General features: G+C 40.7%; 16 protein-coding genes and 3 tRNA genes. 2 read left to right on the top strand and 17 right to left on the bottom strand.

What is annotated here, in order from left to right:
• Window positions 1-226 precede the first annotated feature (226 nt).
• The 14 genes from KCG35_RS09955 to uvrB all read right to left on the bottom strand — a co-directional run bounded on the left by KCG35_RS09955 (window position 227) and on the right by uvrB (window position 14,726).
• Window positions 227-303 (bottom strand) — tRNA-Pro (locus KCG35_RS09955).
• Window positions 304-388: 85 nt separating this feature from the next.
• Window positions 389-745, bottom strand: coding sequence for a MerR family transcriptional regulator (locus KCG35_RS09960; protein WP_215819548.1), 357 nt, complete (start codon window positions 743-745; stop codon window positions 389-391).
• The gene (gene ihfA / locus KCG35_RS09965) at window positions 720-1,028 is read right to left on the bottom strand and encodes an integration host factor subunit alpha (protein WP_027709077.1); all 309 of its coding nucleotides are present in this window, start codon (window positions 1,026-1,028) and stop codon (window positions 720-722) included. Before ihfA ends, KCG35_RS09960 begins: the two co-directional genes overlap by 26 nt.
• 5 nt (window positions 1,029-1,033) lie before the next feature.
• On the bottom strand, window positions 1,034-3,415 hold the full coding sequence (gene pheT / locus KCG35_RS09970) for a phenylalanine--tRNA ligase subunit beta (RefSeq protein ID WP_215819549.1): 2,382 nt from the start codon (window positions 3,413-3,415) through the stop codon (window positions 1,034-1,036).
• 50 nt (window positions 3,416-3,465) lie between these two features.
• On the bottom strand, window positions 3,466-4,464 hold the full coding sequence (pheS, locus tag KCG35_RS09975; RefSeq protein ID WP_215819550.1) for a phenylalanine--tRNA ligase subunit alpha: 999 nt from the start codon (window positions 4,462-4,464) through the stop codon (window positions 3,466-3,468).
• Between the two features lie 214 nt (window positions 4,465-4,678).
• Window positions 4,679-5,035: a 50S ribosomal protein L20 gene (gene rplT, locus KCG35_RS09980; protein ID WP_094787767.1), complete on the bottom strand. Its 357-nt coding sequence runs from the start codon at window positions 5,033-5,035 to the stop codon at window positions 4,679-4,681.
• A gap of 49 nt (window positions 5,036-5,084) precedes the next feature.
• Complete coding sequence (rpmI, locus tag KCG35_RS09985) at window positions 5,085-5,279, bottom strand: 50S ribosomal protein L35 (RefSeq protein WP_215819551.1); 195 nt, start codon at window positions 5,277-5,279, stop codon at window positions 5,085-5,087.
• A gap of 90 nt (window positions 5,280-5,369) precedes the next feature.
• On the bottom strand, window positions 5,370-5,867 hold the full coding sequence (gene infC, locus KCG35_RS09990) for a translation initiation factor IF-3 (protein WP_215819552.1): 498 nt from the start codon (window positions 5,865-5,867) through the stop codon (window positions 5,370-5,372).
• A gap of 56 nt (window positions 5,868-5,923) precedes the next feature.
• Entirely contained in the window at window positions 5,924-7,861 is a 1,938-nt protein-coding gene (gene thrS, locus KCG35_RS09995) for a threonine--tRNA ligase (RefSeq protein ID WP_215819553.1), read from the bottom strand.
• A gap of 671 nt (window positions 7,862-8,532) precedes the next feature.
• A tRNA-Val gene (locus KCG35_RS10000) sits at window positions 8,533-8,609 on the bottom strand.
• A gap of 134 nt (window positions 8,610-8,743) precedes the next feature.
• A complete protein-coding gene (locus tag KCG35_RS10005) occupies window positions 8,744-9,760 on the bottom strand; it encodes an NAD-dependent epimerase (RefSeq protein ID WP_215819554.1) in 1,017 nt (338 codons plus the stop codon).
• A 56-nt stretch (window positions 9,761-9,816) separates the two neighbouring features.
• Entirely contained in the window at window positions 9,817-11,142 is a 1,326-nt protein-coding gene (locus KCG35_RS10010) for a UDP-glucose dehydrogenase family protein (RefSeq protein ID WP_215819555.1), read from the bottom strand.
• A gap of 47 nt (window positions 11,143-11,189) precedes the next feature.
• A complete protein-coding gene (tviB, locus tag KCG35_RS10015; protein ID WP_215819556.1) occupies window positions 11,190-12,467 on the bottom strand; it encodes a Vi polysaccharide biosynthesis UDP-N-acetylglucosamine C-6 dehydrogenase TviB in 1,278 nt (425 codons plus the stop codon).
• A gap of 243 nt (window positions 12,468-12,710) precedes the next feature.
• Entirely contained in the window at window positions 12,711-14,726 is a 2,016-nt protein-coding gene (gene uvrB / locus KCG35_RS10020; protein ID WP_215819557.1) for an excinuclease ABC subunit UvrB, read from the bottom strand.
• Window positions 14,727-15,073: 347 nt separating this feature from the next.
• Here uvrB and KCG35_RS10025 point away from each other — a divergent pair.
• A tRNA-Asn gene (locus KCG35_RS10025) sits at window positions 15,074-15,149 on the top strand.
• A 16-nt stretch (window positions 15,150-15,165) separates the two neighbouring features.
• Here KCG35_RS10025 and KCG35_RS10030 read toward each other — a convergent pair.
• Both KCG35_RS10030 and msrA read right to left on the bottom strand, forming a co-directional pair.
• Window positions 15,166-15,447: a ComEA family DNA-binding protein gene (locus KCG35_RS10030; protein WP_230409120.1), complete on the bottom strand. Its 282-nt coding sequence runs from the start codon at window positions 15,445-15,447 to the stop codon at window positions 15,166-15,168.
• Between the two features lie 1,184 nt (window positions 15,448-16,631).
• A complete protein-coding gene (gene msrA / locus KCG35_RS10035; RefSeq protein WP_215819558.1) occupies window positions 16,632-17,255 on the bottom strand; it encodes a peptide-methionine (S)-S-oxide reductase MsrA in 624 nt (207 codons plus the stop codon).
• 193 nt (window positions 17,256-17,448) lie between these two features.
• Between msrA and KCG35_RS10040 the strand changes: the two genes are divergently transcribed.
• Window positions 17,449-18,273: a dienelactone hydrolase family protein gene (locus KCG35_RS10040; protein ID WP_215819559.1), complete on the top strand. Its 825-nt coding sequence runs from the start codon at window positions 17,449-17,451 to the stop codon at window positions 18,271-18,273.
• A gap of 64 nt (window positions 18,274-18,337) precedes the next feature.
• Here KCG35_RS10040 and glsB read toward each other — a convergent pair whose 3' ends face one another.
• Window positions 18,338-19,282 (bottom strand): glutaminase B, encoded by a 945-nt coding sequence (gene glsB, locus KCG35_RS10045; RefSeq protein ID WP_215819560.1) that lies wholly within the window; start codon window positions 19,280-19,282, stop codon window positions 18,338-18,340.
• Window positions 19,283-19,484 lie beyond the last annotated feature (202 nt).

Here is a 19,484-nt window from a genome sequence, read left to right on the forward strand (position 1 = left end):
CAGCATTAGAAACCAAAAGATTGAACATTACTTTAAGAAAGATGACACACGACAGAATAGCAAACTTAGATGACCAATCAGTTCAAAATATAAAGACAACAACTGACGTGTAAAAAGAAGGGGGAATTCGCGTTCTATATACTTAAAATATACTTAAAGTTTACTTAAACGAGAATGAGTCTCAAAAGCAAAAAGCCCGTAACTCATTGAATTACAGGCTTTAAAATGGTCGGAGTGAGAGGATTCGAACCTCCGACCCCCACAACCCCATTGTGGTGCGCTACCAGGCTGCGCTACACTCCGAAAATAAAGAGGCTTCACCTCAAATGTGGTGCGAATACTACTACAATTAACTGAGCTTGTGAACTAGCAATTTAATGAAGCGTTATTATTTTTTTAACACTCTTAACACATCTTCTAGCTCAATAATCATTTGTCTTATTAACTGTCTATAGTAACTCATATCATCTTTAGAGTTTTCACTCTCCAGCTGATTACGAGCCCCACCAATTGTAAATCCTTGCTCGTATAACAAACTACGAATTTGTCGTATAAGCAATACATCTTGGCGTTGGTAATAACGGCGATTTCCTCGCCGCTTAACAGGCTTTATTTGAGCAAACTCCTGCTCCCAGTAGCGCAATACATGAGGTTTCACCTCACATAGTTCACTGACCTCACCGATCGTAAAATAGCGCTTTCCAGGAATGGGTGGCAGTTCATTGTTGTTGCTTGGTTCCAGCATAGGTTTCTACCCGAGCTTTTAGTTTTTGCCCTGGGCGGAACGTAACCACACGTCGTGCACAAATTGGTATTTCTTCTCCTGTTTTTGGATTACGACCGGGACGCTCTCGTTTATCTCGCAAGTCAAAGTTGCCAAAACCAGAGAGCTTAACCTGCTCATTTGCTTCCAAGGCATGACGAATTTCTTCAAAGAATAATTCAACCATATCCTTAGCTTCTCGCTTATTTAGGCCCAATTCCTCAAACAGGCGCTCCGCCATTTCTGCTTTCGTCAATGCCCCCATGGTCATTACTTCCTTAAGATTGCGTTAAACCTCTCTTCTAACTTTTGGGTCACTCTGGTCATTAAGTCGTGTACCTCATCCTCATTAAGAGTGCGTGATGGATGCTGTAACGTCAAGCCCATTGCAACACTTTTTCTATTAGGATCAATACCTTTGCCAATATAAACGTCAAATAACTTCAGATCTTTCAATAATTCACCTGCTTCAAATTCAACAATGCTCATTAAATCTGTAGCATCAACGGCCTGATCAACCACGACTGCAATATCACGGCGAACACCAGGAAATTTTGATATTTCTTGGAAATTGGCAACACTTCCTTGGGTTAATAAGTCTAGCTGTAATTCAAATTGATACACTACTTCAGGTATATCCAATTGTTTTTGTAGTTGAGGATGTAAACGACCTAAAAAGCCAACACATTCATCCTTTAGATACAAAGCAGCACATTGTCCTGGATGAAAGCCTTGCCTTACTTCTCGACGAAACTCAAATTGATCGCCTTTTCCACCTAATGCAGTCAGTTGCTCAACTATCCCTTTACAGTCATAAAAATCAAATTTATCTGAGCTGCTGGTCCAATTTTCCGGATTACGTAATCCACAAACAACACCTGCCAACATCTGCGGCTGCTGTAGTTTATCCCCTTCAGGAAGGAACACTTGACCTTCTTCAAACAAGCGAATTCGAGACTGCTGGCGATTCAGGTTGTAACTTAAGGTTGTCAATAGGCCAGGCAGCAAACTGGTGCGCATAACTCCCATATCGGCTGAAATCGGATTAGCCAGCGCTAGGGCTTCAACTTCAGGCTCTACGCGCTTCTGTAGCTCAGAAGAAATAAAACTATAGTTAATGGCCTCTCTATAACCTTGGGCGACTAAAAGGCGACGAAGTTGGCGAAGTGTCACTTTATCCTCTGGCAAGCCAGACATTGCAACATGTGCCATGGGTGAAGTTGAAGGAAGATTGTTATAACCATAAAGACGTGCTATTTCTTCAATAAGGTCCACTTCTAGCCTAATATCAAAACGATAGGAAGGAATACCAACAACCCAAGCACCTTCCTTCACCGTTTCCATGACCATGCCCAAACCACCGAGTAATTCAGCAATTTCCTCGTTTGATATTTCAAGGCCTAATAAGCTACGCACACGGTTAGCACGTAACTTAACCGCAACAGTATCAGGCAACTGTTCAGGATCAGACTGGTTTATAACTGGCCCTGGCTGCCCTCCACAAATTGTTAAAATAAGTTGTGTCGCACGCTCTATTGCTTTTCTTTGTAGCTGGAAGTCAACACCGCGCTCAAACCGGTGTGATGACTCTGTATGCAATCCATATTTACGTGCTTTTCCAGCAATAAAAATAGGGTTGAAATAAGCGCTTTCTAAAAACACATGACGGGTATTTTTTGACACCCCAGAATGCTCACCACCCATCACCCCAGCAAAGGCAAGTGGTTTGCTCTGATCAGCAATTACCAACACATCATTACTAAGGCTAATCGTTTGGCCATCCAATAATGTAAGTTTTTCTCCATCTTCAGCCATCCGAACTACAATACTGCCTTCCAGCTGTTCCAGATCAAAGCCATGCAGGGGCTGTCCCAACTCCAGCATTACATAGTTTGTTATATCAACAATTGGATCTATGCTGCGTTGTCCAGCTCTTCGTAATTTTTCTTGCATCCATAGTGGTGTTTCAACAGCGACATTAACATCCCGAATTACTCGTCCTACGTAGTTTGGACATCCTTTTGGCGCTTTAATCTCCACAGGAAAAATATCTTTATGAGTCGCAGAGACAGGGGAAACCTCTACTGCATTGACAGCTTGACGGTTAATTATCGCGACTTCTCGTGCAATGCCTGCAATACTTAAGCAGTCAGCACGGTTAGGTGTTAAATCAACATCAATAACAGAGTCATCCAGTTTTAAGTATTCTCGTATATCCACACCTACAGGCGCATCACTTGGTAACTCCATCAACCCATCAGATTGATCAGCCATACCCAGCTCTGCTTCAGCACATAGCATTCCAAAGCTTTCAACGCCGCGAAGCTTAGCTTTACGAATTTTGAAATTCCCAGGTAAAATCGCATTAATTTGTGCAAAAGGCGCCTTTAAACCTACTCTTGCATTAGGTGCACCACATACCACTTGAAACGTAGTTTCTCCGCCTACTGACACCTGACAAAGTTTTAATTTGTCTGCATTGGGATGTTGGTCTGCAGCAGTTATTTCACCCACAACGACGCCAGTAAACTGACCAGCTACTGGTTCTGTTCCATCGACTTCCAACCCTGCCATAGTCAACTGTTCTATAATGGTATGGGTATCAACTTTGGGATTGACCCACTCACGTAGCCAATGTTCACTGAATTTCATGTTCAATCCTTACATTACACCTGGTGTATATCTTTTGATGAGGCAAGCACTTAATTAAATTGCTCTAAAAACCGCACATCATTTTCAAAAAACTGGCGTAAGTCTTGAACGCCATAACGCAACATCGCCATTCGTTCTACACCAAGACCAAAGGCATATCCTGTGTATTTCTCTGAGTCAATATTGGAGTAATCAAAAACCTTCGGATGCACCATACCGCACCCCATAATTTCTAACCACCGTATTTTTCCATCACTATCTCTTCCCCATTCAATATCTACTTCAGCAGAAGGCTCAGTGAACGGGAAGTAGGAAGGACGAAACCTGACTTGTAAATCACGTCCAAAGAATGCCCTAAGAAAATCAATAATCGTACTTTTTAAATCTGCAAAACTCACATTTTCATCAACTAGCAATCCTTCAACCTGATGGAACATAGGTGTATGCGTTTGGTCTGAATCACAACGATACACTTTACCAGGGCAAATAATCCTTATCGGAGGCTGGTTTTGTTCCATTGTACGCACTTGCACTGGAGACGTATGAGTTCGAAGCAATGTATGCGCATTAAAATAAAATGTATCATGCATTGCCCTTGCCGGGTGATGACTAGGAATATTTAAAGCTTCAAAATTATGATAGTCATCTTCAACTTCAGGCCCTTCAGCAACAGAAAAACCTATTTTCTGAAAAATATCTTCTATACGTTCAATTGTTTTCGTAACGGGGTGGATACTGCCCAATGACTCAGCACGACCAGGAAGCGTAACATCGATTGACTCAGCAGCAAGCTGCACTTCTAGTTGAGCCGCTTGTAGCATCTCACGACGATCATTCAAGGCGACCTGTAGTTGTGTTTTTGCCTCATTAATCTTGGCTCCCATTGCGGGTCGTTCATCTGCAGACAATGCACCTAGTGTTTTCAAAAACTGAGTAATTTCTCCTTTTTTACCCAGGTATTTTACCCGCACTTGATCCAGTGATTGGGTATTTTCTGCAGTAGCTGTTTCTTCCAGCGCACTGGCTAACAGCGATTCCAAATTATTCATGGCTCACTCCGCAGACAAAATAGTCGTTAGCGTCGTTATGTAATAATAAGCAGTTGCTTGATTGTTACTGCCAATGACCATGACAGACGCTTACCTCTAGTCCAACTGTTAGAAAAGTCTGATATTACCAAATCAATACGACAAACGTTGTCAAATAAAAAAAGGAGGCTCATGGCCTCCTTTTAATCAAGCTAACAACAGATAATGCTGTGTGTTAGGCCAGCGCTTGCTTTGCTTTCTCTACGATAGCTGCAAACGCTTGCTGCTCATGAACAGCTAAATCTGCTAAAACTTTACGATCAATCTCAACAGATGCTTTCTTAAGTCCCGCAATAAAGCGGCTATACGAAAGACCATTGATACGTGCAGCCGCATTGATACGTGCAATCCACAATGCGCGGAACTGACGTTTACGCTGACGGCGGTCACGGTAAGCATATTGGCCAGCCTTAGTTACCGCTTGCTTCGCTACGCGAAATACACGACTGCGGGCACCGTAGTAACCTTTAGCTTGCTTTAAAATCTTCTTATGGCGACGACGAGCCACAACTCCACGTTTAACACGAGGCATGATACATTCTCCTCAGATGATACCTTTAACTATAAGCAAAGCTTTGGGATTAGTTGGTACGCAGCATGCGTTCAACAGATGCTTGGTCGCTGCTTGCAACCATAGATGTGCCCCGCAACTGACGCTTACGTTTAGTGGTCATCTTGGTAAGAATGTGGCTTTTAAAAGCGTGCTTACGCTTAAAACCTGAAGCTGTCGCTTTGAAGCGCTTTGCAGCACCTCGTTTGGTTTTCATTTTAGGCATACAGAATACTCCGCATTCATAGGCCAGGATACCAACTAAGTAGTTCCTGGCTAATTTTATTGAGCAAATTCAACTACCTAATAATTGAATTTACTTTTTCTTTTTAGGAGCCAAAACCATGATGAGTTGTCGCCCTTCCATTTTTGGGTATTGCTCGACGATCCCGATATCCTCAAGATCTGCCTCAACTCGCTTCAGCAATTCCATACCCAATTCCTGGTGGGCCATTTCTCTACCACGATAACGTAGTGAAACCTTGGCTTTGTTCCCTTCTTCTAGGAAACGTATCAGGTTGCGTAGTTTGACCTGATAATCCCCTTCTTCGGTACCCGGGCGAAACTTTATTTCTTTCACCTGAGTTTGTTTTTGCTTTTTCTTAGCGGCCGCCTTTTGCTTCTTAAGCTCGAACAAATGTTTGCCATAGTCCATTATCTTACAGACTGGAGGCTCAGCACTGTTATTTATTTCTACCAAGTCTAACTCAGCCTGCTTTGCAGTCTCCAGTGCTTCACTAATAGGCACAATACCGACCTGTGTGCCTTCGGCATCTATTAAACGCACCTCCCGAGCTTTAATCTCTTCATTCATGGCGGTTGTTGGTGTGCGTTTATCTTTTCTGTTGTCGCGCTTAATTGTGGTATCTCCTACTTCGTATCTTTCTCATTGCTGCTTCTGCCATGCTGAGCAATTTCCTGCTTTACTAAGCTGATGAAATCGTCAACAGGCACAGAACCTTGGTCTTCGCCTAACCGCGTTCTGACAGCGACCGCATTTGAATCAACTTCCTTATCGCCAACTATTAGTAGATAAGGAACTTTCTGTAAAGTATGCTCACGAATTTTAAAGCTGATTTTCTCGTTTCTCAAGTCTACAGCAGCTCTTATTCCGTGTTTTTTGAGCTTTTCCTGTACCTGAGTAACATAATCCGCTTGTTTGTCTGTAATGTTGAGCAATACGACTTGTGCCGGAGCCAACCAAACAGGCATAGCACCAGCATAGTGCTCAATAAGTATACCTATAAATCGCTCAAATGAACCTAAAATTGCTCGGTGCAACATTACAGGCACTTTTCGTGAACCATCTTCAGCAACATACTGAGCATCTAAACGCTGAGGCATTGAAAAGTCAACTTGAATTGTACCACACTGCCAAACACGACCAATGCAGTCTTTTAGAGAAAACTCAACTTTTGGTCCATAAAAAGCCCCTTCTCCAGGTAGTTCTTCCCATGGTAGATTTTTTGCGTTTAGTGCTTCAGCCAGTGCCTGCTCTGATTTATCCCAAATTTCATCACTTCCAACACGCCTCTCTGGCCGAGTTGAGAGCTTATAGATAATCTCGGAAAATCCAAAATCAGCATACACTTCATGCAGGAAGTCAATAAAGTGAGCTACTTCTTGCTGGATATCATCTTCATCACAAAAGATGTGTGCATCATCCTGAGTGAACCCCCGAACCCGCATCAACCCATGAAGAGCACCAGAGGGTTCGTTTCGATGACAAGAACCAAACTCAGCTAGACGTAATGGTAAATCTCGATAACTTCTTAAGCCTTGGTTAAAAACCTGTATGTGGCAAGGACAGTTCATGGGTTTAATTGCAAAGTCATGGTTTTCAGACTCTGTAGTAAACATTTCTTCATGAAACTTATCCCAGTGGCCAGATTTCTCCCATAAAGTTCGTTCAACGACTTGAGGTGTTTTAATCTCTTGATAACCATGGTCAAGCAGTTTATTTCGCATGTACTGCTCAATTTGCTGATAAAGTGTCCAACCTGCAGCGTGCCAGAAGACCATACCTGGTGCTTCTTTTTGCATATGGAATAAGCTTAGTTTTTTGCCAAGCTTTCGGTGGTCTCTTTTTTCAGCCTCTTCAAGTCGCTTTAAGTACGCTTTAAGCTGCTTTTTATCTGCCCAAGCCGTACCATAAATACGCTGTAACATCTCATTGCTTGAGTCACCACGCCAGTATGCTCCAGCAAGCTTTGTCAATTTAAAAGCGCGTAAAAAACGTGTATTAGGTACATGAGGACCACGACACATATCAATGTATTCTTCGTGGTAGTACAGCCCTACAGCTTTAACTGATGAATCCATATCATCAATCAGCTGCACTTTATATGTTTCATTACGTGACTGGAATATCGCTCTCGCTTCATCCACTGGCGTCATGCGCTTTATGACATCATAGTCTTTAACTATCAACTCATTAATACGCTTCTCAATTGCCTCAACATCTTCTTGTGTGAATGAGTGTTCATAGGCAATATCATAATAAAAGCCATCTTCAATAACAGGACCAATAGCCATCCTTGCTTCAGGATAAAGTTGCTTTACCGCATGCCCCATAAGGTGAGCAAAAGAGTGGCGGATGATCTCAAGTCCTTCCTGATTTTTAGCCGTTATTATTTCTAGCTTGGCATCTTCGGTGATCAAGTCACATGCATCAACCAGCGTACCATTAACACGGCCAGCAATGGTTGCTTTAGCTAAGCCTGGACCAATGTCCTTGGCAACAGTCAATACACTGACATCATGTTCATAATGTCTTTGACTTCCATCAGGGAGGGTAATAACTGGCATAAACTTACCTTAAATGGTGACAGTGGTGACCCATACCAAAGGCCACATGAAACAAGTGAATACTTTAAGTCTGTAGCACGCTTACTCTGTGCAGAACAAATTAGACAAAAGGCTGCTATTTATACTGTTTTTGCGAAAAAAGTCAACTCTTGCTCATATAATTAACCTGATCAAGTTACTTTGAGCCAACCTATTCATTGATAACTGAGAGGTTTAATCTGGAAAACAATTGTTTCCAAATACCCAGAATAGAGTGATTACATTCACTCCCCTGCCTATAGATAAATCGAATCAGGCACAGCACCCAATAGGGCACCACAAGTCTGGCCCGATATATGATCGGTCTATAAAACCAAGAGTATGCCTTGCATAAATGCTCCCACTTAGGGTTATGGCCTTTTTTGTAAAAATCAGAGACATCAACAACAGACTCCAGCTGTAGTGAAGAATCTAATAGCATTCGTTTAATCTGGAGGGAGAAAAGATTGGGCTGAATACAACAAGAAAATCACCTGAAACAGTACAAATATCAATCAAACCATATGAAGGCTACATTAATACTATCCAACGTATTGACTTGCAAGAGTGGCAAAGAAGATTTCTTTTAGAGAAATGAAAAAACTTTTCGACAGGCAATAAAAAAGCCAGTATTTACTGGCTTTTTTAAAATTTGGTAGGCGCGATTGGAGTCGAACCAACGACCTCTACCATGTCAAGGTAGCGCTCTAACCAACTGAGCTACGCGCCTAAATCGTGGGCGTAAGATACCAGCAGATTTTAAAAAGCGCAAGCCCTTTAGCTTGCTTGTTTTAAACTTAAAATTTACGGTTCATTTTGTTGTAGTCAACTATACCACAAGTGTTTTGTTTGCACTTAGGTTATTCACACATGATAAAAGTCTCTATACCACTCAACAAATCGTTTTATACCTGTTTCTACCGTTGTGTTTGGTTTATAACCAACATCATTAACTAAGTCATCCACATCCGCATAGGTATCAGGCACATCTCCTGGTTGTAATGGCAATAAGTTCATTTGAGCCTTTTTCCCTAACGCATTTTCTAACGTTTCAATATAAGTCGAAAGCTCAACAGGCTGATTATTACCAATATTGTAAACCCGCCAAGGGGCATTTGAAGTACCTGGGTCTGGCTGCTTACCTGACCATGATTCATTTGGCTGCGCCACATTATCCAGTGTACGAATTACTCCCTCAACAATGTCATCAACATAGGTAAAATCTCGTCGGTGTTTACCATAGTTAAAGACATCTATTGTCTTACCTTCCAAAATAGCTTTGGTAAATAAAAAAAGCGCCATATCTGGCCTTCCCCATGGCCCATAGACCGTAAAGAAGCGAAGACCTGTAGTAGGTAAACGATATAAGTGTGAGTAAGTATGCGCCATGAGTTCATTAGCTTTTTTACTCGCAGCATACAATGAGAGAGGGTGGTCTACATTATGGTGTACAGAAAACGGCATATTTTCATTCGCACCATAAACAGAACTTGAGGAAGCATATACAAGGTGTTTCACTTGTTGATGGCGACATCCCTCTAGAATATTCATAAAACCAACAATATTGCTATCAACATAAGCATGAGGGTTTTCCAATGAATAACGAACACCTGCTTGTGCTGCCAGATTAATCACTTTATCAAACTTTTCAGCAGTAAAAAGCTGTTCAATCCCTTCTTTATCTGCCAGCTCCATTTTGATGAAGCGAAAGTTTTCTGCACCAGACTGGGAACGAATGCGTGCCAAGCGTGCTTCTTTCAATGTTACATCATAATAATCATTGAGATTATCCAGCCCTACAACCTCGTCACCCCGCGCCAACAACTGGATGCTGACATGACTACCAATAAATCCGGCTGCACCGGTCACTAAAACTTTCATTGTTTATTACTTTTACCTGTCCAACGTATTATGTTGAAATTGTATTTAAAAAATAATCAATTACCGCGACCTATGCCATAGTACTGTAAACCATAAAACTTTAGACGCTCAGGGTCATACAAATTTCGACCATCAAATATAACAGAACTACTGAGCTGTTTTTTTATCAATTCAAAATCGGGGGCTCGAAATACATGCCATTCAGTGCATACCACTAAAGCATCAGCACCTTGCAGTGCCTCTTCTGGACTACTAGCCAAACTAAAATCATCACGATGACCAAATAAGCTATGAGCAGCATCCATTGCTTCTGGGTCATAAGCCTGCACTCGTCCTCCTGCAGCCCAAATAGCACTCATAAGAGATATACTGGGTGCTTCACGCATATCATCTGTCTTTGGTTTAAAGGAAAGCCCCCACACAGCAAATGTCTTATCTTCAAGACCATCAGTAAAATGAGCCTGTATTTTTTCAAATAAACGAAGCTTCTGGCACTGATTTACATGAATGACTGACTGCAAAATATCTGCACGATAACCTACTTTATTCGCAATATTAACCAAAGCATTCAAGTCTTTTGGAAAACAAGAACCGCCAAAACCACAGCCAGGGTATATAAAATGATAGCCTATACGAGGATCAGCCCCAATGCCTTGCCTAACATGTTCAATATCAGCCCCTAGTTGCTCGGCCAAATTGGCCATTTCATTCATAAAACTTATCTTTGTAGCAAGCATGGCATTCGCAGCGTACTTAGTTAGCTCAGCTGATCGTGTATCCATAAACATCATACGGTCATGCTGTCGGTTGAAGGGTGCATAAATCTCTCTCATCAACAAACGACAAACATCATTATCTGTCCCTACGATAATACGATCAGGCCGCATGAAATCTGCAACAGCTGCACCTTCTTTAAGAAACTCTGGGTTGGCAACCACATCAACAGAAAAGCTCCCCTCTCGCTGCAGTAACTTTTCCTTAATAACAGACCGAACTTGATCTGCAGTTCCCACAGGCACAGTTGATTTGGTAATCACAACTTTATGACCACGCATATGGGTTGCGATGGCATTCGCCACCGCTAGCACATGTTTTAAGTCAGCAGACCCATCTTCCTCTGGTGGTGTACCTACAGCTATAAAAAGCGTAGAAGCAAAATTTATAGCGGCAACCATATCATTTGTAAAATGTAACCTGCCCTTTTCTGCATTCCGCTGTACGATCGCTGCCAACCCTGGCTCAAAGATTGGTATACGGCCTAGCTGTAACGCCTGAACTTTTGTGTTATCAATATCAACAACACTAACCTGATGACCTACATCAGCGAGACAGGCGGCTGTTACTAGACCAACATAGCCTGCCCCTATTACAGATAATTTCATGCACCTTAGCCCAGTTTAGCTACTTTTCTTATGCCACTAACTTTTAACTATAAGCGAGTATCAACCCACACTTTAGGAAAAGCACTTTTCACATCAACTACTACTGCAGTAGATTTACACAGGCTTTCTAGATCTTGCTTTTCCCAGTTCATAAACTGCTGGTGAGCTACAGCAAGCACCACTCCATCATAGGTTGTACTCGGCTTTTCTGTTAAAACTTCTACACCATATTCATGTGCGGCTTCTTCTGGATCAATCCAAGGGTCGTAAATATCAACCTGGACACCCCATGCCTGCAATTCTTCAATAATATCAATTGCTTTAGTGTTACGAAGATCAGGGCAGTTTTCTTTAAACGTCAGACCAAGCATCAACACTTTTGCTTCAGCAATATGAATTTTTTTCTGAATCATTAACTTTATCAGCCGTTCAGCCACATAGCTGCCCATTCGGTCATTGATACGTCTACCCGCAAGAATAACCTCTGGCCTATAGCCAATTTCTTGTGCTTTATGAGTAAGATAATAAGGGTCAACACCAATACAGTGCCCCCCCACCAATCCAGGTCTAAATGGTAAGAAATTCCACTTTGTGCCTGCTGCTTCAAGCACTTCTAGAGTATCAATACCCAGTTTTTCAAAGATCAAAGCCAGCTCATTTATTAATGCTATATTCAAATCACGTTGTGTGTTTTCAATGACTTTTGCAGCTTCAGCCACTTTTATACTGCTGGCTTTATGGGTTCCAGCAACAATGATAGACGCATAAATCTGATCAACAATCTCTGCAATTTCAGGAGTAGAACCTGATGTTACTTTTTTAATATTGACCAAACGGTGTTCTTTATCCCCAGGGTTAATACGTTCTGGGCTATAACCTGCAAAAAAGTCTTGATTAAATACAAGTCCACTATCCCGCTCAATAATTGGAATACAATGCTCTTCTGTAGCGCCTGGGTAAACAGTTGACTCATAAATGACAATATCGCCTTTACTGATAACCTTAGCTAGCGCCTCACTGGCTTTAGTTAAAGGTGTTAGATCAGGCTTTTTAAAGCGGTCTATGGGCGTGGGTACTGTAACAATATAAATATTACATGTACTTAAATCTTCTAACTTTGCACTATAAGTTAACTTTGAAGCCTGCTTTAATTCCTCAGCTTCAACCTCCAATGTACGGTCTATACCTTGTTTCAACTCAGTAATACGTTGCTCATGAATATCAAACCCTACTGTGTTGAATTTCTTACCAAACTCAACAGCCAATGGTAAGCCGACATAACCTAACCCTATAACACCAATCGTTTTAGCAGCTAACTGCTCCATGTTGAATCAAACTCCACGTAAGTTAAATATGAATGTAAAGCCTAAAATGAAAGATCATAGGTAATACTGAATATATTTAACTATACAAAGTATTACTATGTGAAACACTAAATACACTTGTCATGCCCCTTCACTACGATCTTCACAGAAAGTTTTCCTGCTCTCTCTAACTTAATTGATCACTAGCAGAGACACATCAATTCACTGGTTACCAACAAGTGTAATTCAATCAACATGGAATTCTTATTGCAGGAGGGTATTTTGTTTTAGCTTTGTGATCTGATCCCTAACAGCAGCTGCTTGCTCAAACTCCAAATCCTTTGCATGCTGGTACATTTTTTCCTCAAGCGTCTTTAACAATCTAATCATCTCATGAGGAGAAGTAGGCACAGCAACTGCGTATTCCTTTTGCGCTTCTGCCACCTTACGCTTGTCTCCTCGTTTACGTTTACCAGGAATAATTGCTCCTTCCATGATATCAGCTACAGATTTCTGAACTCCTTTGGGTATGATCTTGTGCTGTTTATTATACATTAACTGCTTACTACGACGCCGCTCTGTTTCATCAATTGCCTGCTGCATAGAACCCGTCATACGATCAGCATAAAGAATAGCTTTACCATTAATATTTCGCGCCGCTCGGCCAATAGTTTGTACTAGTGATCGCTCTGAACGCAAAAAACCCTCTTTATCTGCATCTAGGATAGCGATAAGCGAAACCTCTGGCATATCAAGCCCTTCTCTTAGCAGGTTAATACCCACTAATACATCGAAAGTACCCAACCGCAAATCACGAATAATTTCTACTCGCTCCACTGTGTCAATATCCGAATGTAAATAACGAACCTTAACACCATGTTCAGAGAGGTACTCTGTCAAATCTTCCGCCATACGCTTGGTAAGCACCGTAACAAGAACCCTCTCCAGCTTGACGACATGTTTATGTATTTCGGTAAGCAGGTCATCAACTTGAGAGGTAGCAGGCCGTACCTCAATTTCAGGATCGATCAAACCAGTTGGTCTCACAACTTGCTCAACACGCTGCCCCTCATGCTCAACTTCATAATTCCCGGGTGTGGCCGAAACAAAGATTGTTTGTGGTGAACGTATTTCCCATTCTTCAAACTTAAGTGGACGATTATCTAATGCCGAAGGGAGACGAAACCCAAAGTTTACTAGTGTTTCTTTTCGAGAACGATCACCACGGTACATCGCACCAATTTGGGGAATAGTTACATGGGACTCATCAATGACTAACAAAGCATCGTCGGGCAAGTAATCAAATAATGTAGGTGGTGGCTCACCAGGGTTTCGACCTGATAAATAGCGGGAGTAGTTTTCAATGCCACTGCAATAACCAAGCTCAATCATCATTTCAATATCAAACTGGGTACGTTGCTCTAATCGTTGTGCTTCAACCAACTTATCTGCGTTACGTAATTCAGCTAAACGCTCCTTTAACTCAACCTTTATTTGTTCAACGGCATCAAGCACAATTTCTCTTGGCGTTACATAGTGAGTTTTAGGATAAATGGTAATTCGAGGTAGCTTTGTGATAACAGCGCCGGTAAGTGGATCAAATAGAGAGATATTTTCTATTTCATCATCAAAAAGCTCAACGCGAACAGCTTCTAGATCTGAGTCAGCAGGAAAGATATCAATAACATCTCCCTTAACCCGATAAGTGCCTCGATGTAATTCAACATCATTCCGTTGATACTGAAGTTCTGCTAAACGATGCAAAACAGCACGCTGATCAACTTGATCTCCTCGACTTAAATGCAAAAGCATTTTTAAATAACTGTCTGGGTCACCCAACCCATAAATAGCTGATACCGTCGCGACAACTATACAGTCATTTCTCTCCATCATTGCTTTGGTCGCTGAAAGACGCATTTGCTCTATGTGATCATTAATAGACGCATCTTTCTCAATGAATGTATCTGTAGCAGGTACATAGGCTTCAGGTTGATAGTAATCATAGTAGGAAACAAAATATTCAACCGAGTTATTAGGAAAGAACTCTTTGAATTCGCCATAAAGCTGTGCAGCTAACGTTTTGTTATGTACCATTACTAATGTGGGACGTTGAGTTTGAGCTATTACATTGGCTATGGAGAACGTCTTACCAGAACCAGTGACGCCAAGTAGAGTTTGCGTGGCTAGCCCAGCTTCAATCCCATCAACCAAAGACTTGATTGCATTAGGCTGGTCACCTGCAGGTTGGTAATTTGCTACCACACGAAATGCTTTACTCATTACTAGCCTCTCAACGAAAAATCCTTAACTTGATAGTACTTTAACCTGCTCAAGCCATTTTTGCATGTGACAGCGCATTATACTCCCATTGAAAGGCTCAGATTTAAACTAGGATGGTTTTACACGCTGTGCACTCTACCTTACGCATGTACCTTTAGCACTCACTTACTTATATACTTTCTTTCTATTTTTTTAGTACACATAAAAAAGCATCAAACTGAACAGCGTCAAGTTTGATGCTATAAGTTGCTAACCCAATGTGCTTTATCTTTTAATTTTATAATGCCCCTGTAGGGTATTGACGTCTACGTCAACTACTATTACCATAACAGCCGTCCTTCAGGAGATCCCCGATAGCTCAGTTGGTAGAGCAAATGACTGTTAATCATTGGGTCGCTGGTTCGAGTCCAGCTCGGGGAGCCAAACTCTATATAAAGATTTAGAATGAAATCTTTTCTTTGTTTTTATCCAGTGTTTTCTTACCAATGCCTTTTACCTGCTCAACTTCGTCTAGCGAGCCAAAAGCACCAAACTCTTCACGGTAATCAACAATAGCCTGGGCTTTTGAAGGACCGACCCCCACCAACACGTCTGCAATTTGCTCTACAGTTGCTGTATTAATATTTATGGATTGCAGTACCGCAGCTTCATCATCAGCAAAAGAGAATGATGCCGTTGCAAGTGCAAACACCATAACAATACAAGTTAAAAACTGTTTCATTCAGTTCTTCCTTCTGAAAAATCAAATAACACAATCATCCTTGTCGTTATTTAATATTTAAATTCCTTTAACCTTTTCCTTAAGATTAAACTTAAAAATAATTCGTACAGTAACTTAACAATTAACTTTTAATTTGTATATTATTCAACCAACACCAAAGTGCAAAACATGGAATTTAATCACATAAGGTTTTGCTATAATAAATAGTGTTTTTAAGAAAATGAATCGCTCACGTTATCAAGTATTTATATAATAACATTTTATTCCCCCCACAACGTATTGATCAAAAACCAAAAGAAAATAAAATGGATTACTAAAATCAAAATCTAGAAAAACAACTTTTCTACAATTCTTTTAAAATGATTGACTTAACTCAACTAAGTTTTATTAAACAAGATAAAACACTTACCAGAAGTCTTCGCATCACATTAAAAACAAATACTTATTTTGTATCAGTATCAGGAGGATAGAAACATGACAATTTTAAAGTCGCACCCAGTTAATTCATCAGATTTGATAGAACTTAATCACAACACTCGTCTTAATGCCTTTATATAAACAAGCCTATAGCATATCAAACTAAACAATGACATAAGTCATTTTATTCTCTCAAGGAAAGTAATAGGGATATTTTGAAATATAAAAAAATTAATATATTAAATACCATTAACCTATAAAAATAGTTATACACGTACGTGAAAATTTCTTTATCGTACGTAAAAAACGTATTTAATTTGGTAGAGCTACGCATAAAAAAAAGCAAGGTTCTTTATTAATATTAGTTCCGCGTTGAGTTACTCCCTTACTATCTCATCAGAGAAGCTAGAACCCTGACGATCCTCCTCCCCCTTTCTCGTCAGGGTATTTTTTTGTCCCGCAAAAGCAAATTTGACACAAGTCAATGTAGTAAAATTACCAACTTCTCATAAAAAACACCTACTTTAATGTCATTACAAAAAAAATTTGCATTTATGTAGTAAACATACATATAATCAAAATCGTCGATACGTACATGGCGTAGTAGTAACAGTAAAGTTACGACTTTGGTCGCACTACTGCTTCTACTACTATTTAGTCTCACACTCTAAGGTTAGTTTTGTATGAGTAGGCTCCCTGATCCCAAATAGGATCAGGGTTTTTTTTATGTCTAAAAAACAAAACTCTTATAAAACAACAAGTTATAATCATACATTACAAGTCACACCAGTACCTCCTAACCCACAATACCCTTTAGGATTCTTTGCTAGATACTGTTGATGATAATCCTCTGCAAAGTAAAATATCGATGCATCTTCTATTGTTGTCGTAATTTGACCAAATCCTGCATCTCTTAAGCGCTGTTGAAAATGTTGTAAACTTTCATATGCCGCTTCACGCTGTTTATCTGTATAAACAAGAATCATTGATCGATACTGGGTTCCTTTATCATTCCCTTGCCTCATTCCTTGTGTTGGGTTATGTGATTCCCAAAATACTTGCAATAATGTTTGATAATCCACTTGCTTAGGATCATAAATGACCCGAACAACTTCTGCATGACCTGTTAACCCTGTACACACATCCTGATAAGTAGGATGCTTAGTAACCCCTCCAGCATAACCAACCTGAGTAGAATACACTCCAGGCACTAACCAAAACCGCTTTTCAGCCCCCCAGAAGCACCCCAACCCAAACATTGCGGTCTCAAGCCCTTTAGGAAAGGGTTCAGTCATTTCATGACCATTTACCACATGGGTTTTAGCAACTTCTATAGGTACTTCTCGATCAGCCATAGCTTCCTGAACACTTGGTAGTTGGTTGTTACTCATTACCTTGCAACCCCCTCTTCAAAATTAATTCTCTTGAACGTTACATTAACTAAAAATCATTATCACTCCCAAGCAAAAACACATCTTTCCAATCGCTATCTACAGTTAATGTCATTCCCTTGTCTCGATCACACGCCAAAATAGTTACAAAACAACACTTCATGGGACTCTTTAGCATTAAGGAGAATAAAACATGCATTACAACTTCATTAGAATTATCTTTCCATTTTTCTTGCTATTTCCCTTATCGGGCTTATCAGCAGTTAAACATGAGGTCGTGCACTATCAAGCAACAGATGGACATAAGATGAGAGGATACATCTCTTTCAGCGAAAAATATCCCCCCCCCCGACCCGTTGTCATTGTTGTCCATGAGTGGTGGGGATTAAATAATTACACCAAAAAAAGAGCCGACATGTTAGCGGAAGCAGGCTATCTCGCATTTGCGATAGACATGTATGGCCAAGGGAAAAAGGCAGAACACCCAGACAATGCAAAAAAATTTGCCCAAGAAGCAACACAAAAGTGGCCTGTTGCACAAAAGCGCTTCCAAGCAGCTTTGGATACAATTAAACAGCATCCAAAAGCCAATAAAGAATTAATCGCAGCGATTGGATACTGTTTTGGTGGAGGCGTTGTTTTACAAATGGCAAGAATGGGTGAACCTTTAACTGCAGTTGCTAGCTTTCATGGCAGCTTAAAGCCTGTAAAACCAGCGCAGGCAACAACCCTAAAGGCAGCCATTCGGGTTTTTAATGGCGCTGATGATAAAATGATAACAACAGATGACATTAGTGCCATACAGAAAGAAATGAAACAAGCGAACGCTGACTTCAAACTTTACACTTACCCCAATGCCAAACATAGCTTTACCAATCCAGAGGCAGATCAAATTGCCAAGCAATTTAAACTACCCATTGGGTATAATGCGGAAGCAGATAAAGACTCCTGGCAAAAATTACTTGAATTTCTTGCTGTTCAGTTTGAACGTGCGCTACCTGAGCCGATTCCAAGCTAATTTACTGCTCTTGCAGTGTTTCTAGCCGTAACAAAGACATCCAGGTGATAGAGTATGAGATAAACTAAAAAATTGAACGACCCAACTTTGTTGTAAACTTCTCTAGCATTGCTGTTCCTACTAGTGAGTTACCCGCCTCATTCAGTGCGGGTGACCACACACAAACAGACAACTCACCAGGTATAATTGCAATGATCCCACCACCAACACCACTTTTCCCAGGCATACCAACCCGATAGGCAAAGTCCCCAGCTGCATCATACAAACCACTGGTCGCTAATAATGCATTTAAACGTTTAGTTTGTTTAGGAGATAGTAGTGGCTTTGCACCAAACAAAGGACGACCTCTATTGGCAAGAAAAACAAAAGCTTTGGCCAAATCTACACAACTCATCATAAAAGCACACTGCATATAGTAACTTTGCAGAACTTGATCAACCTCGTTGTTGAAGTTACCAAAAGACTTCATCAAGTAAGCCATAGCAGCATTTCGAGCACTATGCGGGTGCTCATACTCACTTCTTGCCACCCACTTGTCTGCCATAATACATTTATTCCCTGATAACTGCCGTACCAGTGCTAACGACTGTTGTTTAGGTGCAGATAGACGAGATTGAAGAATATCATTCACGACCAGCGCACCAGCATTTATAAAGGGATTGCGTGGAATACCATGCTCGTACTCCAACTGACTAAGTGAATTGAATGATTGTCCTGAAGGCTCTTTACCAACCCGAGCCCACAAAGCGTCCCCCACCCGATTCATGGCAAGAGTTAAACTAAACACCTTGGATATACTTTGAATCGAAAATGGCTCAAGGGCATCCCCTGCATAACTCAATTCCCCATCAACTGTGCATACCGCAATGCCAAGCTTGTTTGCACTGACTTTAGCTAAAGCAGGAATATAATTGGCCACTTTGCCTTGTCCCAAAAGGGGGCTGACCTCAGTAAGAATATCTTCAAGCATATCGTTACTTGGCATGTTCCAACTACCTCTTAACTGCATAAAACACCCCATATTCATGGGGGAGGCAATCATACCTGATAACAAAGAAAATGACTGCTATTAGTCACAAATTATTTTCATTTACAAATAAAATAAATTCCCATTATTTAGAAAATCCGTTAATGCATTCAAACTAACGGAATAACTCAAGAACAAAGTCATTCAAAAAGCCACTGTAAAAAGTACCAAACAGCGCCTTTAG

The organism is Zooshikella harenae (assembly GCF_018837975.1).
Lineage (GTDB): Bacteria > Pseudomonadota > Gammaproteobacteria > Pseudomonadales > Zooshikellaceae > Zooshikella > Zooshikella harenae.